Source organism: Turicibacter sp. St.80E1 (assembly GCF_059728495.1).
In genome coordinates this window covers 360,816-374,593 of sequence record NZ_AP039386.1, presented here as the reverse complement: position 1 = coordinate 374,593, position 13,778 = coordinate 360,816, and the positions used below count along the sequence as shown (strand labels likewise).

Annotated in this window: 14 protein-coding genes; 1 reads left to right on the top strand and 13 read right to left on the bottom strand. The window is 35.0% G+C overall.

Annotated features, from left to right (window positions below):
• Positions 1-319: 319 nt before the first annotated feature.
• Entirely contained in the window at positions 320-1,171 is an 852-nt protein-coding gene (locus AC6I0I_RS01825) for a DegV family protein (protein WP_161832428.1), read from the bottom strand.
• A gap of 27 nt (positions 1,172-1,198) precedes the next feature.
• The gene (locus tag AC6I0I_RS01820; protein WP_161832429.1) at positions 1,199-2,065 is read right to left on the bottom strand and encodes a DegV family protein; all 867 of its coding nucleotides are present in this window, start codon (positions 2,063-2,065) and stop codon (positions 1,199-1,201) included.
• A gap of 372 nt (positions 2,066-2,437) precedes the next feature.
• Between AC6I0I_RS01820 and AC6I0I_RS01815 the strand changes: the two genes are divergently transcribed.
• Positions 2,438-3,073 (top strand): YigZ family protein, encoded by a 636-nt coding sequence (locus AC6I0I_RS01815; RefSeq protein ID WP_161832430.1) that lies wholly within the window; start codon positions 2,438-2,440, stop codon positions 3,071-3,073.
• 88 nt (positions 3,074-3,161) lie between these two features.
• Here the strand turns inward: AC6I0I_RS01815 and AC6I0I_RS01810 are convergent, their stop codons facing one another.
• The 11 genes from AC6I0I_RS01810 to atpE all read right to left on the bottom strand — a co-directional run bounded on the left by AC6I0I_RS01810 (position 3,162) and on the right by atpE (position 13,733).
• A complete protein-coding gene (locus AC6I0I_RS01810; protein WP_161832431.1) occupies positions 3,162-4,430 on the bottom strand; it encodes a replication-associated recombination protein A in 1,269 nt (422 codons plus the stop codon).
• A gap of 90 nt (positions 4,431-4,520) precedes the next feature.
• Positions 4,521-5,516 carry a rod shape-determining protein MreB gene (gene mreB / locus AC6I0I_RS01805; RefSeq protein WP_161832432.1) on the bottom strand — a complete coding sequence of 332 codons (996 nt, stop codon included), beginning with the start codon at positions 5,514-5,516 and terminating at the stop codon, positions 4,521-4,523.
• A gap of 246 nt (positions 5,517-5,762) precedes the next feature.
• Positions 5,763-6,485: a M23 family metallopeptidase gene (locus AC6I0I_RS01800; protein ID WP_161832433.1), complete on the bottom strand. Its 723-nt coding sequence runs from the start codon at positions 6,483-6,485 to the stop codon at positions 5,763-5,765.
• Between the two features lie 53 nt (positions 6,486-6,538).
• Positions 6,539-7,537 carry a stage II sporulation protein D gene (gene spoIID / locus AC6I0I_RS01795; RefSeq protein ID WP_161832434.1) on the bottom strand — a complete coding sequence of 333 codons (999 nt, stop codon included), beginning with the start codon at positions 7,535-7,537 and terminating at the stop codon, positions 6,539-6,541.
• A 581-nt stretch (positions 7,538-8,118) separates the two neighbouring features.
• Positions 8,119-8,520 carry an ATP synthase F1 subunit epsilon gene (gene atpC, locus AC6I0I_RS01790; protein WP_161832435.1) on the bottom strand — a complete coding sequence of 134 codons (402 nt, stop codon included), beginning with the start codon at positions 8,518-8,520 and terminating at the stop codon, positions 8,119-8,121.
• 14 nt (positions 8,521-8,534) lie between these two features.
• Entirely contained in the window at positions 8,535-9,938 is a 1,404-nt protein-coding gene (gene atpD / locus AC6I0I_RS01785; RefSeq protein ID WP_161832436.1) for a F0F1 ATP synthase subunit beta, read from the bottom strand.
• Positions 9,939-9,954: 16 nt separating this feature from the next.
• Entirely contained in the window at positions 9,955-10,812 is an 858-nt protein-coding gene (gene atpG / locus AC6I0I_RS01780; RefSeq protein WP_161832437.1) for an ATP synthase F1 subunit gamma, read from the bottom strand.
• Positions 10,813-10,832: 20 nt separating this feature from the next.
• Complete coding sequence (gene atpA / locus AC6I0I_RS01775; protein WP_161832438.1) at positions 10,833-12,332, bottom strand: F0F1 ATP synthase subunit alpha; 1,500 nt, start codon at positions 12,330-12,332, stop codon at positions 10,833-10,835.
• 17 nt (positions 12,333-12,349) lie between these two features.
• Positions 12,350-12,892 (bottom strand): F0F1 ATP synthase subunit delta, encoded by a 543-nt coding sequence (locus AC6I0I_RS01770; protein ID WP_161832439.1) that lies wholly within the window; start codon positions 12,890-12,892, stop codon positions 12,350-12,352.
• Complete coding sequence (gene atpF, locus AC6I0I_RS01765) at positions 12,885-13,385, bottom strand: F0F1 ATP synthase subunit B (protein ID WP_161832440.1); 501 nt, start codon at positions 13,383-13,385, stop codon at positions 12,885-12,887. The genes AC6I0I_RS01770 and atpF overlap by 8 nt, the downstream gene beginning before the upstream one ends.
• Positions 13,386-13,448: 63 nt before the next feature.
• Positions 13,449-13,733 carry an ATP synthase F0 subunit C gene (gene atpE / locus AC6I0I_RS01760; RefSeq protein WP_161832441.1) on the bottom strand — a complete coding sequence of 95 codons (285 nt, stop codon included), beginning with the start codon at positions 13,731-13,733 and terminating at the stop codon, positions 13,449-13,451.
• Positions 13,734-13,778: the final 45 nt, after the last annotated feature.

Genomic DNA, 13,778 nt, shown 5'->3' with positions numbered 1-13,778 from the left:
TCTTGACGTTCTGTTTAGTTTTCAAAGAACTTCTCTCGCCTTTTGACGACTTCTTTATCTTACCGCATTCGACTTTTTCTGTCAAATGTTTTTTTATCTTTTTTTGTAAGATTTCTTGTCTACCTCTCTTGGCGACTCGTCTATAATAGCATTCTAGAACTTTATTGTCAATCAGTTTTTATAAAAAACATAAATATTATACTAGTATTTTTTCTAAAGACCTTTCTTTTGTTAAATGGATTCTTCATCTTATGATTAACAAAATGCCCTACGGACTAGACAAGAAACCTAACCGTAGGGCACCTCTTATTCGTTATGATTAATCATGTTTTACCCAACCGATTGCCACTGCACCTGGTCCTCCATGGACAGCTACAACTAAAGAAATTGGGTAAATTTTAATTGTATGATTTGGATAGACTGCTTGTAACTCTGTTTGAACAAGTTTAGCCCCTTCCTCATTACCGATATGCATGACAACTAGTTGATAATCTTCGGTTAATTGTGCTTCCTTTCCAATTTCAACTAATCGTTTAAGCGACTTTTTAAAAGTACGAATCTTCTCAATCGCCTGTAACGTTCCATCCGGCTTCATTTGACAGATCGGTTTAATCTGTAAAAGACTTCCAAGAGCCGCCTCAACGTTAGACAGACGCCCTCCCTTACGTAGGTTAGTTAAATCATAAATTGATGCATAAAATTCACTATTTTCACGCATCATTTCTAGATAACTAAGAATTTCAGAGACACTTGCCCCTTCTTTTGCCTTTTTAGCGGCATTTACTGCAAGCATTCCTTGGGTATATGTCACGGTACGTGAATCAAAAACATGAATATGCTCCGGATTTACCATTTCAGCACATGTCTTAGCAGTTTGATGACTTCCGCTTAATTGACTTGAAATATTAATGTGGATGATATCCTCATAACCTTGTGCAAATAATGATTCATATAATTCTATTGTTGCTCCTGGTGATGGTTGTGAAGTCGTAGGTAAACCATCATAGTTTTCACAACGCTCCATAAACTGTTCTACCGACATATCTTTAAACTCTCGATATGATTCTGTGCCAAAAACGATTGAAATATAATTTACATGTATATCAAATTCTTTTAACTCTTCTACAGGAATACATCCCGTACTATCTGAAACGATTGCTATTTTAGTCATATCTTTTTACCTCCCAAATAATTACCATTAAATTTCGTAATGATCAGGCATCCAGCAAGCTCCTACTCCGCCTCTTCCAAAATGGATGGCCATTACAGGACCAATTTCATTTCCAACGTGAACTTCCACTTGATCTCCACATGCCTCTTGCATTAATTGCTTTAACTCATTTGCGCCTTCTAATGCATTTACATGCGTAATTCTTACAATTTGTTTACCTGAACTTTTAACATCTTCGCGTAACTTCTCCACAATCCATTTAAAAACACGCTTCTTTGTTCGTACCTTATCAAAAACATCTAATTTTCCATTCGATAGGCCAATAATCGGTTTTATATTTAATAGGTTTCCTATACTTGCGGCCGTTTTTGAGAGGCGTCCAGTACGAACCAGAGTATTTAAATCATCTACATACAAATACATTGGACCATGAGTTTTATAAAATTCAACAACATTAATAATTTCTGAAAGATTGCTCCCAGACTCTAAAAGTTGGCATACACGTAAAACGATATTTTCTACTCCAATTGATGCCGTATTTGTATCAATCACTTTAATTTTGTCTTGCGCCCCCTCGACCATTGTACTAGCAATTCTTGCAGAATTCACAGTCCCGCTGACATTATTTGTGCAGAATAACCCTAAAATATAGTCGTATTCCTTAAGTAATTTTGTATACAATTGGACAAATTCTTCAGGAGCAGGTTGAGACGTTGAATAAGTTGCCCCTTCATCAATCATTTGAAATAATTTTTTATTATTTATTTCCTTTTGTTCGGCATATGCCTTATCATTAACAATTACGTTTAAATATCCATAATAGACATTTGGGTAACGTTGCAAATCGGCCGCCGTTAAATTTGTAAGACTGTCTGTTACAATAGCTACTTTCATAATCCACCTCTTTATTATATCTTTTCATTATTATACCATAAACAATATTCCCTTAAAGAAATGACTTTCACAATGTTTAGTTTTATATTCAAATCTTTTCTTTAATTTTAATGAAAAAACAGAAAAAGTCAACTGTAGCAGTACATTCATTCTAATAAAAAGAATACGATTGTTATTAATCTATTTTAATCAAGGATTTAATGAATGGGAAATTTCTTGTCATTCTAATAAGATCACATTTTTAATAAAATATCCTTCATACTTTTCCCCCTTTCCTAGGGCTTATTCACCAATGTCTAATTTTTAACCCTTATCTTTTATTAAAGAATCTCTTTTATGTTATAATTAAAGCAAACTAATTGAGGTGATATATTGGAACATTATTTAATGATTGCACATGACGGACAACATGAAATTATTGTTGAAAAATCACGTTTTATTTGTCATGTTAAACGTGTTTATACTGATCAGGAAGCAGTAGAGTTTATTAAAAAAATTAAAAAAGATCATTGGAATGCTACTCACAATTGTTCCGCTTACCAGATTGGTGACTTTAACGAAATTCAACGTTCAAATGATGATGGTGAACCGAGCGGTACTGCAGGTATCCCGATGCTTGAGGTATTACGAAAGCAAAATCTTAAAAATTGTGCCGTTGTAGTGACTCGCTATTTTGGTGGAGTGAAACTAGGCGCCGGTGGTCTAATTAGAACTTATGGAAAATCAGTTTCTGAAACAATAAAGACACTAGGTCTTGTTGAAAGAAAAACAATGAAAACAATGTTTATTAACACTGACTATAATCTCCTTGGGACACTCCAAAACCGTTTAGAAGGGAGTAACTATCTCCTAAGCCAAGTTCACTATACCGATAAAATATCCTTAGAAGTTTTAATCGATATAGATAGTGAAGAACAATTTACGTCTTGGATAGTCGATATTACACATGGTAAAGCAACAATTGTTGCAGGCGAAGTTTCCTTCAAAGAAATCCCTTATCAACCTTAAAACAAAAACCATAAACAAGATGTACCTCTATCCTCTTTATAACCTGATGAGGAAAGTATAACTACTCGTTGTTTATGGTTTTTTTTTATTAATTTTTTTTACCTTGAACATAGTTTTGATATGCCATAAATCCTTGTTCAACTTTATTGACTGCCGGGTGATAATATTTAACATGTTTGATAGATGTAGGTAGGTACTGTTGTTTCACATAATGATTAGGATAATCGTGAGGATATTTATAGTTTATACCATATCCTAGGTCTTCCGCCCCCGCATAATGACTATCTCTTAAATGATTCGGGATACTGCCTATATTTCCCCTTTTTAAGTCCGATAGGGCCTTATCAATGGCGACAACAGCAGAATTTGATTTAGGGCTATTTGAAAGTAAAATAACTGCCTGCGCTAATGGAATACGGGCTTCGGGAAACCCCAATTGTAATGCTGCATCTGTACAACTTTTTACTATACTTATCGCCTGTGGATAAGCCAAACCAATATCCTCAGCTGCAATAACTAAAAGACGGCGACAGATAGACAGTAAATCTCCTACCTGAATAAGACGCGCTAGATAGTGGATAGCTGCATCAGCATCACTCCCACGAATTGATTTTTGAAAAGCGCTAAGTGTATCGTAATGTTGATCACCAAACCGATCATAGGAAAATCCTGCTGTAACAGTACTTTTCTTAACTAAATCTAAATTCAATATGAATCCCTCAGTTTTACAATTAGGGTACAATGCAATCTCTAATGCATTTAACCCCTTTCTGAGATCTCCATTACAGAGGTTTGCAATATATTTAATGGCCTCATCATCACACTCAAAAGGATAAATAAAAAATTCATCCTCTACTAATTGAATCGCACGTTTTAATCCCTCTTCAATTTCTTGAGGGGTTAATGGTTTAAATTCCAAAATAGTCGATCGACTTAGAATGGCGCTAAAAATAGTAAAATAAGGATTTTCGGTTGTACTAGCAATTAAAGTAATTTGCCCATTTTCAATATATTTTAATAACGTTTGCTGTTGTTTCTTATTAAAATTCTGAATTTCATCTAGATATAAAAGAATACCATTCATTCCATCTAATGTATCTAAATCTTTAATAATATTTCTAATATCCTCTGTTTTAGCATCCGTTGCATTTAACTTATAAATCTTCTTTTTAGATATCTTCGCAATTATATTAGCAACAGTCGTTTTTCCCGTTCCACTAGGTCCATAAAATATTAGATTAGGAATATGATTAACCTCAATCAGTTTTCTTAGTATTTGATTTTCCCCAATTAAATGTTGTTGTCCTACTACCTCATCTAATGTTTGGGGTCGAATTAAATCTGCCAATGGTTTCATTACTTCACCTACCCGTATCAACTAGTATAATTAACATAGCTATTCCCCTTTGAAAAAAAGCCTCAGACAAAGGTCTGAAGCTTTTTTCATTTAACGACGACGAATTTTATCAATATGATCAAGCATAATTCCGGTTCCCACAACAACACAATGTAAAGGATTATCAGCTACAAAGACCGGTACATGTAATTCATCTGCTAATAGACGATCTAATCCATGTAACAATGCTCCACCACCGGTTAATACAATCCCTTTATTCATAATATCCGCTGATAGTTCAGGAGGTGTTTGTTCAAGTACGTTTTTAGCAGCATGTACGATAATGCGAACCGATTCACGTAATGATTCTTCAACTTCCGTTGATGAAATTGTTATTGTACGTGGTAACCCTGATACTAAATCACGTCCACGAACTTCTAACTCTTCTTCACGTCCCTCTGGATAAACTGTCGCTACACTTATCTTAATCTCTTCAGCCGTTCGATCCCCAATTAATAGCTTATAATTTGTTTTAATATAATCCACAATGTCTTGATCAAATCGGTTACCTGCAATTTTAATAGATGCAGACGTAACAATATCCCCTAATGATAATACGGCGATATCCGCTGTTCCACCACCAACGTCAATAACCATGTTTCCTGATGGTTTTGAGATATCCATTCCAGCACCTAAAGCTGCAATCTTAGGTTCTTCCTCAATGAAAACCTCACGCGCCCCACATTTTTCTGCGGCTTCTCTAATGGCGTTTTTTTCCACTAATGTAATATTAGTTGGACAACAAATCATAATTCGCGGCTGTGAAAGCACTCCTTTAATATTCAATGAATTGATAAAATGTTTTAACATCATCTCTGTTGCTGCAATGTCTGCAATAACTCCGTCTTTCATTGGTCGGACAACCTCAATTTTTCCAGGTGTACGCCCAAGCATTTGACGTGCCTCTTCACCGGCCGCAATCATACGTCCCGTTTGTGCATCCATTGAAACAACTGATGGTTCCTCTAAAACAATTCCTTTACCTTTTTCATATATTAATACGTTAGCAGTACCCAAGTCAATTCCAATATCTTTTGAAAATAGCATACTTTCCTTCCTCCAAACTAATTTTTCAGTATTAGTATGTCTAAATAATTCATCACTATTTTATATTTTATCACAATTATATAGGTACGACCATATCTTTTCCAGTTGAAAAAAATATTTTTCAACAAAAAAATACACTAAATTACATTAGTGTATTTTTTATTATGGTTAATCCATAAAAATCTATACTACTATTCTTATGAATTAAATTTTATTATTTAATAACTCCAGCTATTAAAGAGAGTTTTATAAATCACCTAATTTAGTATTAATCACATCTTCAGGATTAAGTTTATTATTATCTTTCATCACTTCAAAGTGAACAACATTTCCTGAATCTGGCTCTAATTGTGATGTACCTGTCTTACCAATTACATCACCTTGTTCAATATCATCACCAGCTTTTACAGTTACATCGTAAACGCCAGTGTAGATAGTTTTAACTCCGTTTTCATGTTCAACTGTTACTACTGTTCCTTTTAATACCTCATCTTTTACAGTTAAAACTTTCCCAGATAAAGCTGATAAAACGTCCACTTCTTTATTATTAGAATTTTTTAAACTTACACCTTTAGACTCATGAGTATATTTAGTTTCACCTACTGTATAACTAAATAAACTTTTCATTTGCTCTTTTGTATCAGCTTCCTGATCGTAATACGATTTTGCTACTTCTACATTTTTTCCCTCTAAAGGAGATTTAACTGTTTCCTGTAATAACGCAACTGTTTTAGCATCAGTTGTTTTATTTACTGCAGTTGTTTCATCACCTTTTGTACCTACTGTTTCTTGATTCCCATTAGCAGGATTAGAGACTGTTTGATCCCCATTAATTCCTGTTAACCATAATTGCACGCCTGCAAATGTAGCAGATGCTCCTAGTAATACTACAAGTGCGAAGCTAATTGGATCAATCTTCTTAAATAATTTTTTGTTTTTTAACTTTGTCATTCTTTCTTTTGTTTTCATATGATCATCACCTCACCGTTATGATGATCACTTTTGGTAAATCTTATTCAATTCTAGTTAAAATTTTCCGTTATTTTAACATTTTGGTAATAATATTTTAGGATATCATCGTACTTTTTCCCCTGCTTTGCTAATTCATTTGCGCCATATTGACTCATTCCGACACCATGTCCATACCCAAATGTCGTAATAATGACTTTATTATTACTAAATTTAATTTTAAAATCTGCAGAACGTAATCCTAGAATTTCTCGAAACTCTCGACCAGAATACACCTTATCGCCTACTAAAATCTCGTTAATATTTTGTCCGGCCGTTTTATTAAGAATAACAAAACTATCTTGCTTTAAGTTATTATTATTAAATTTATTTCTAAGTTCCTGAATTGTAAATTCGGTTTCTACCTCATAATTAGGTGCGGTCTTATCCCATTCACTGTTAACACTTTTTAAATAAGGATAGGCCGTAGACCAATAATCTTCCGCATTTTCAGTAAAACCATTACTGATAGAAAAATAAAATGGTTTGATTAACTGATCCTCATAAGTAATTACCTGTCCGGCAGTTTCTGATACGGCTTGCGATACCTTATTATAATACTCATCAAATTTATCCTGCCATTTTTCCTTAAGTTGTTCCGTATCTAAATATACTTGGTGTTTCACTGTATCATGTATACGATCCTGTGATTCTAATAACTGAATTGTATAAGTTCTAGCGGCAACAGCCTGGGCTTTAAGGGCCTCAATATTGTATAAAGCTGGCATCTCCCCCGAAACAACACCTATTAGATAGGTTTCTAAGGGAATATCTATTTCCTCATTTTTAGATTCTCTAAAAACCGTTACCACTTGCTCGCCCTTATTCTCCTCTTTATTAGTGGCAATCATATTTTCCTTAACCCCTTCATTATTATCCTTCGATGAGGAGTCCATGGCCTCAGTAACTTTCCCGCCACCATCGTTATTTAATTGGTGAATCATTTGAAATGAAAATGGAATACAAATTAATGTTAAAATAAAGGCCACGAATCCTATAATAATTTTTTTCATAATATCACCTATCTTTTATAAAATACACCCTTTTCAAATGTATGCATAAGATAGAATAATATACCATTAATTAAAATATTTGTTTCAATAGATAAAATATATCTGTAAAATAGTCTAAAAAAAGCTTACTAAGACTAACTGTTATAATTAAATATAAAAGGACAATTGTGTATCTATCACTCCCTCTTTTAAATAAAGACTCTAAACGTAATGACAATATTAATTTAAATACGATGGGTAGCATTAAAATATACCAAATAATCATAAAGTATGCTTGAAAATTCATTATACTCCTCCCTCATAGTCTGATTATTATATTCGGTTCATCAATCATTTTATTAACGGAATTAAACTTATATATTATTTTTTCAATTTCTTATTTACTTGATAAGATAAATCTTTGGAGCGTAGATTACTCCTTATACAAGAATGAATACCTTGGATTATCTTCGAATTGTGGATATTTGAATTCCATAGGTAGTAATTTAAATTATCCTATAACTGTAACTATTTTCTTTAGTTAAACAAAATAAAAAATCGAAATTGAGTTAAAAGGGAGGCCTAAGGCCTCCCTTTTAAGATTATTTTTTTTCACCAACTCGTATTTGGTTGAGAAGTTTCACGATTTCCATTTCAGATTTAATTAAATCTTCACGGCTCTTTGCATTTTGTTTTTGACGTTCCTTACGCTCTAATTCCATCTTAGCACGTGCAACGTCAATATCTTCTGCCATCATTGCATCATTTGATAATACATTAATATGGTTATTTGAAATTTCAAAAATACCACTATCAATGGCAACATATGAAGACTCACCGTTCATCTCGATGCGTAATTCACCGACTCCTAGCGGTGTCATCATCGGAATATGGTTATATAAAACAGCAAAGTCACCATCAATTCCTCGGGCAAAAACGCGCTCCGCTTCTCCATCGAATACAAGCTTATCTGGTGTTACCACGCGAATAGTCATCACTGACATAGTACCACCTCACACTATTTCATCTTATTAGCTTTTTCGATAGCTTGCTCGATTGTACCAACTAAACGGAATGCTTCCTCTGGTAAATCATCGTGTTTTCCATCAAGAATTTCTTTAAATGCACGAACCGTCTCAGCAACAGGAACATAAGATCCTTTAAGTCCTGTAAATTGTTCCGCAACATGGAAACTTTGCGATAAGAATAATTGTACACGGCGTGCGCGGTGCACGATTTTTTTATCCTCGTCGCTTAATTCATCCATACCTAAGATGGCAATGATATCTTGTAATTCACGATATCGTTGTAACATCATCTGAACACGACGTGCAACATCATAATGTTCTTGACCTACAATATCTGGTGATAATGCACGCGATGATGATGCTAACGGGTCCACGGCAGGGTAAATCCCCATTGCAGCAATACGACGCTCAAGGTTAGTTGTTGCATCTAAGTGAGCAAAGGTTGTCGCTGGTGCTGGATCGGTATAGTCATCCGCTGGTACATATACCGCTTGAATTGAAGTAATCGATCCTTGTTTTGTAGAGGTAATACGTTCCTGAAGTTGCCCCATTTCAGTTGCCAATGTTGGTTGATAACCTACGGCTGAAGGCATACGTCCAAGTAACGCCGAAACCTCAGAACCAGCTTGAGTAAAACGGAAAATATTATCAATAAATAATAATACGTCTTGTTTCATTTCATCACGGAAATACTCAGCCATTGTTAATCCTGTTAATGCTACACGTAAACGTGCACCAGGTGGTTCATTCATCTGTCCAAAAACCATGGCCGTTTTATTAATTACTCCAGATTCCGTCATTTCATGGTATAGGTCATTCCCCTCACGAGTACGTTCTCCTACTCCAGCAAATACTGAAATCCCACCATGTTCTTGGGCTACGTTATTGATTAATTCTTGGATTAATACCGTTTTTCCTACTCCGGCTCCTCCGAATAAACCAATTTTTCCACCTTTAATATATGGTGCTAATAAGTCTACTACCTTAATACCAGTTTCAAGAATTTCAACTGTTGTTGATAACTCGTCAAATTTAGGAGCTTCTTTATGAATTCCCTCATGTGGTGTACCTGCTGGCACTTCTCCCTTATTATCTACTGGTTGTCCTAATACGTTAAAAATACGTCCCAATGTGGCCTCTCCAACTGGAACACTGATTGCATTTCCTGTATCAACAACTTCTAATCCACGAACTAACCCATCTGTTGCGTCCATTGCGACGGTACGTACAACCCCATCACCAAGCTGCACTGCAACTTCAAGTGTTAATGATTTACGTTCCCCACCAACTTCATAATCAACAGTTAAGGCATTGTAAATAGCAGGAAGATGTTCTAAATCAAACTTTACATCTACTACCGGTCCGATGACGGCTACAATATGACCTGTTGCCATTTATGATGACCTCCTTTTATTCTAAGGCTGAAGCTCCACCAACAATTTCAGTAATCTCTTGCGTAATTGCTGCTTGCCTTGCTCTATTATAAACTAACTGTAAATCCGTAATAATTTCTAATGCATTATCGGTTGCATTTTGCATTGCATTCATTCGAGATGCATGCTCCGAAAGCTTAGCTGTAATCGCTATTCCATAAATTGTTCCCTCGAGATATTTTGGTAAAATAGCGTTGATAACTTCCTCTTCATTTGGTTCAAATGAGTATTGAGCTCTTGTCTTTTCAGTGTCTTTTGGAGCCAATGGAAGTATTTGTTTTTTGGCAGGTTCCTGTGAGATTTTCGATAAATAGTTATTATAAATAATAACAACCTCGCTAAGAACACCGTCCATATAATCACCAATCACTTTATCCACAACTGGTTTTATATCCTGATATACGATATCATCTGGTACAAATACAAATTGATTTTCAATCTTTAGATCAGAGCGTTTTGCATAATCGAATCCCTTGCTCCCAATCATATAAAGTTTATATTCATTGTTCGCATGAGAGTTAATTTCTTGCTGCATAAGCTTAAGAACATTCCCATTATATCCCCCGGCTAATCCACGGTCAGAGGTAATAATCAGGTAGCCGGTACATTTTTTTTCACACTTTGGTTTAAAAAAGGGATGATGACTCATTGTTGACGTACTAGAAATATTTCTAACAATGTCCTCAAGTGTCTCCATATAATGATGATAATTTTTTGTTTTTGCTTCGGATTTTGTTAACTTTGCAGCTGATACCATTTGCATGGCTTTAGTAATTTGACTCGTACTTTGAGTCGAAGTAATCTTATCTTTTATATCACGCATTGATTGAGCCATACTTATCCACCGCCCTTCTATTAATTAAAAACGGCTTTAAAGCTCTCAAGTGCTTCGTTTAATAAATCAGTGTCAGGTAAATCCTTTGTATCTCTAATATGTGATAAAATTTGTGGACGTTCATTGTCTAAGAATGTATAGAATTCTTTCTCGAAACGACCAATATCAGAAACTTCGATACTATCTAAGAATCCGTTAACCAACGCATAAATAATGCATACTTGTTTTTCCACAGGGATTGGTTGATGCACCCCCTGTTTTAAAACTTCAACAGTTCTTTCACCACGAGCTAATCTAGCACGAGTTGCATCATCTAAGTCTGATCCAAACTGAGCAAATGACTCTAATTCACGATAAGACGCTAAATCAAGACGTAACGTTCCGGCAACTTTTTTCATCGCTTTAATTTGGGCTGATCCCCCTACACGCGAAACTGATAACCCTGCATCAATAGCCGGACGAATTCCAGAATGGAAATAATCTGATTTTAAGAAAATTTGCCCATCTGTAATTGAAATTACATTGGTTGCAACATATGCCGATAAATCTCCAGCCTTAGTTTCAATAAATGGTAAGGCTGTAATCGAACCTGCACCAAGCTCATCATTTAACTTCGCTGCACGCTCTAATAAACGTGAATGTAAGTAGAATACATCCCCTGGATATGCCTCACGACCTGGTGGACGACGTAATAATAATGATAATTCACGATAAGCAGCTGCTTGTTTTGATAAATCATCATAAATAATTAAAACGTGTTTTCCTTGATACATAAATTCTTCTGCCATTGTTACACCTGAATATGGTGCAATGTATAGCATTGGAGATGGTGAAGATGCAGCTGCAGAAACAACAATTGTATAATTCATAGCATCATGTTTTTTTAATGTCTCTACAACAGAGTTAACAGTAGATTCCTTTTGACCAATTGCTACATAAATACAAATAACATCTTGTCCCTTTTGATTTAAAATCGTATCAACCGCAATTGCCGTTTTCCCTGTCTGACGGTCACCGATAATTAACTCACGTTGTCCACGACCGATAGGAACAAGGGCATCAATTGCCTTAATCCCTGTTTGGAGTGGTTCGTGAACCGATTTACGCGCCATTACCCCTGTAGCCTTAACTTCAGTTGGACGGAATTTAGTTGTTTCGATTGGTCCAAGACCATCGATTGGATTTCCTAAAGCGTCAACAACACGACCAATTAAGGCATCCCCTACAGGAACTGACATGATACGTCCAGTACGTTTAACTTCGTCACCTTCGCTAATTGAACGATATTCTCCTAAAATGATAACCCCTACGTTATCCTCTTCAAGGTTTTGCGCCATTCCAACGGCACCTGAGGCAAATTCAATAATTTCACCAGACATAACATTTTGTAGGCCATGAACACGAGCGATTCCGTCCCCTACCGTTAAAACTGTACCAGTTTCAGTTATATCTAATACTTGCTCATAATTTTTAATTTGATCGCGCAAAATTGCACTAATTTCTTCTGGTCTGATGGCCACCAATGCTCACCTCTATTCTATTTTAACTCAACATTTAATAAGTTATTTTTTAAGTTTTTCAATTGTAATTTAATTGAGTTATCGTATACAACGTCACCTAAACTAACTTTATATCCCCCAAGCAAAGTTGGGTCGATTACAACATTAAGTTTAATTTTTTTATTTAATTTTTTTGTAAAGGTATAGGTAAGGCGCGTCAGTTGCTCCTTACTTAAATCAACTGCACTATAGACAGTTCCTTCCAAAATTCCTAGGTGTTGATTTACTAATTGATTATAAGCAACCATTATTTCATTTAATAAACTAATACGGTCCTTATCAATTAAAACCATTAAAAAATTAACTAAAATTTGTGATGCATCTTTTGAAAAAACATTTTTTATCAAGTTCTTTTTATCATCCTTTGATAATTTAGGAAGTGTTAAAATTTCCATAAATTGTGGTTGTTCTTTCATAAGTGAACAAATGACACCAAAATCTTGTTTAATATCTTCTAATACTTTATCATCACCCGCAGCATCAAATAATGCATGTGCATAAGTGGAAGCGATTTTACTCATGACTTCCACCCACTTTAGCAACGAACTGATCAAATAATTCATTATGAACATCTGCATCAATTTCTTTTTCAATCATTTTTTCAGCTGAAGATACCGCTAATTCAACGATATCTGAACGAATTTTCGAATATACTGCTTTACGTTCCTGTTCAATATCAGCAGCTGCCTTAGATAATTTTTGTTGAGCTTCTTTACGAGCATTTGACACAATTTCATCATGCATGTGTTGTGCCTGTTTTTTAGAGTTTTCAACAATTTCACGCGCTTCTTCACGTGCAACTTGCACCTGAGCCTCAGCTGATTTCTTTAAGGCAATCGCATCTGATTTTAGCATTTCTGCACGGTTGATCTCTTGAGAAACTAATTCTTGACGTTTACGTAAGAATTCCTTCATAGGAGCCCATGCAAAATATTTAATCACCAGGAATAAAAGTAACGTTGATACTATTTGCAACGTAAAATTGACTAAGTCTGGCATGATATAGATTTGCAAGTCGGTTGCCCCCTTTCTTATCTATGTATAGTATACAATTCTATCAAATAGGTTTTAGGTGAATTATAACATATTAACAAGTGGATTAATGAATAATAAGATGATCGCTACAACGAATCCGTAAATTGCTGATGTTTCGGCAATCGCTTGACCTAAAATCATCATTTGCATTACATCACCTTTAGCTTCTGGTTGACGTCCAACTGCTGCAGCCGCTTGTCCCGCTGCATTACCTTGTCCAATACCTGTCCCGATCCCTGAACATACTGCTAATCCAGCACCTACTGCTGACATACCTAATACAAACGCCTCATTTGAAATTGAAGATGCAACTGTTTCTAAAAACATAATTAAATTCCTCCTAATTTAACTTTTTTGTTTTTTTATTATTAA

Bases quoted from the DNA above. Each gene is read 5' to 3' on its own strand.
- atpG (WP_161832437.1), bottom strand. From the start codon at position 10,812: ATGGCTCAATCAATGCGTGATATAAAAGATAAGATTACTTCGACTCAA.
- atpD (WP_161832436.1), bottom strand. From the start codon at position 9,938: ATGGCAACAGGTCATATTGTAGCCGTCATCGGACCGGTAGTAGATGTA.
- AC6I0I_RS01810 (WP_161832431.1), bottom strand. From the start codon at position 4,430: ATGAAACCATTGGCAGATTTAATTCGACCCCAAACATTAGATGAGGTA.
- atpE (WP_161832441.1), bottom strand. From the start codon at position 13,733: ATGTTTTTAGAAACAGTTGCATCTTCAATTTCAAATGAGGCGTTTGTA.
- mreB (WP_161832432.1), bottom strand. From the start codon at position 5,516: ATGCTATTTTCAAAAGATATTGGAATTGACTTGGGTACTGCTAACGTA.
- AC6I0I_RS01825 (WP_161832428.1), bottom strand. From the start codon at position 1,171: ATGACTAAAATAGCAATCGTTTCAGATAGTACGGGATGTATTCCTGTA.
- AC6I0I_RS01800 (WP_161832433.1), bottom strand. From the start codon at position 6,485: ATGAAAACAAAAGAAAGAATGACAAAGTTAAAAAACAAAAAATTATTT.
- atpC (WP_161832435.1), bottom strand. From the start codon at position 8,520: ATGTCAGTGATGACTATTCGCGTGGTAACACCAGATAAGCTTGTATTC.
- AC6I0I_RS01770 (WP_161832439.1), bottom strand. From the start codon at position 12,892: ATGAGTAAAATCGCTTCCACTTATGCACATGCATTATTTGATGCTGCG.
- spoIID (WP_161832434.1), bottom strand. From the start codon at position 7,537: ATGAAAAAAATTATTATAGGATTCGTGGCCTTTATTTTAACATTAATT.
- AC6I0I_RS01820 (WP_161832429.1), bottom strand. From the start codon at position 2,065: ATGAAAGTAGCTATTGTAACAGACAGTCTTACAAATTTAACGGCGGCC.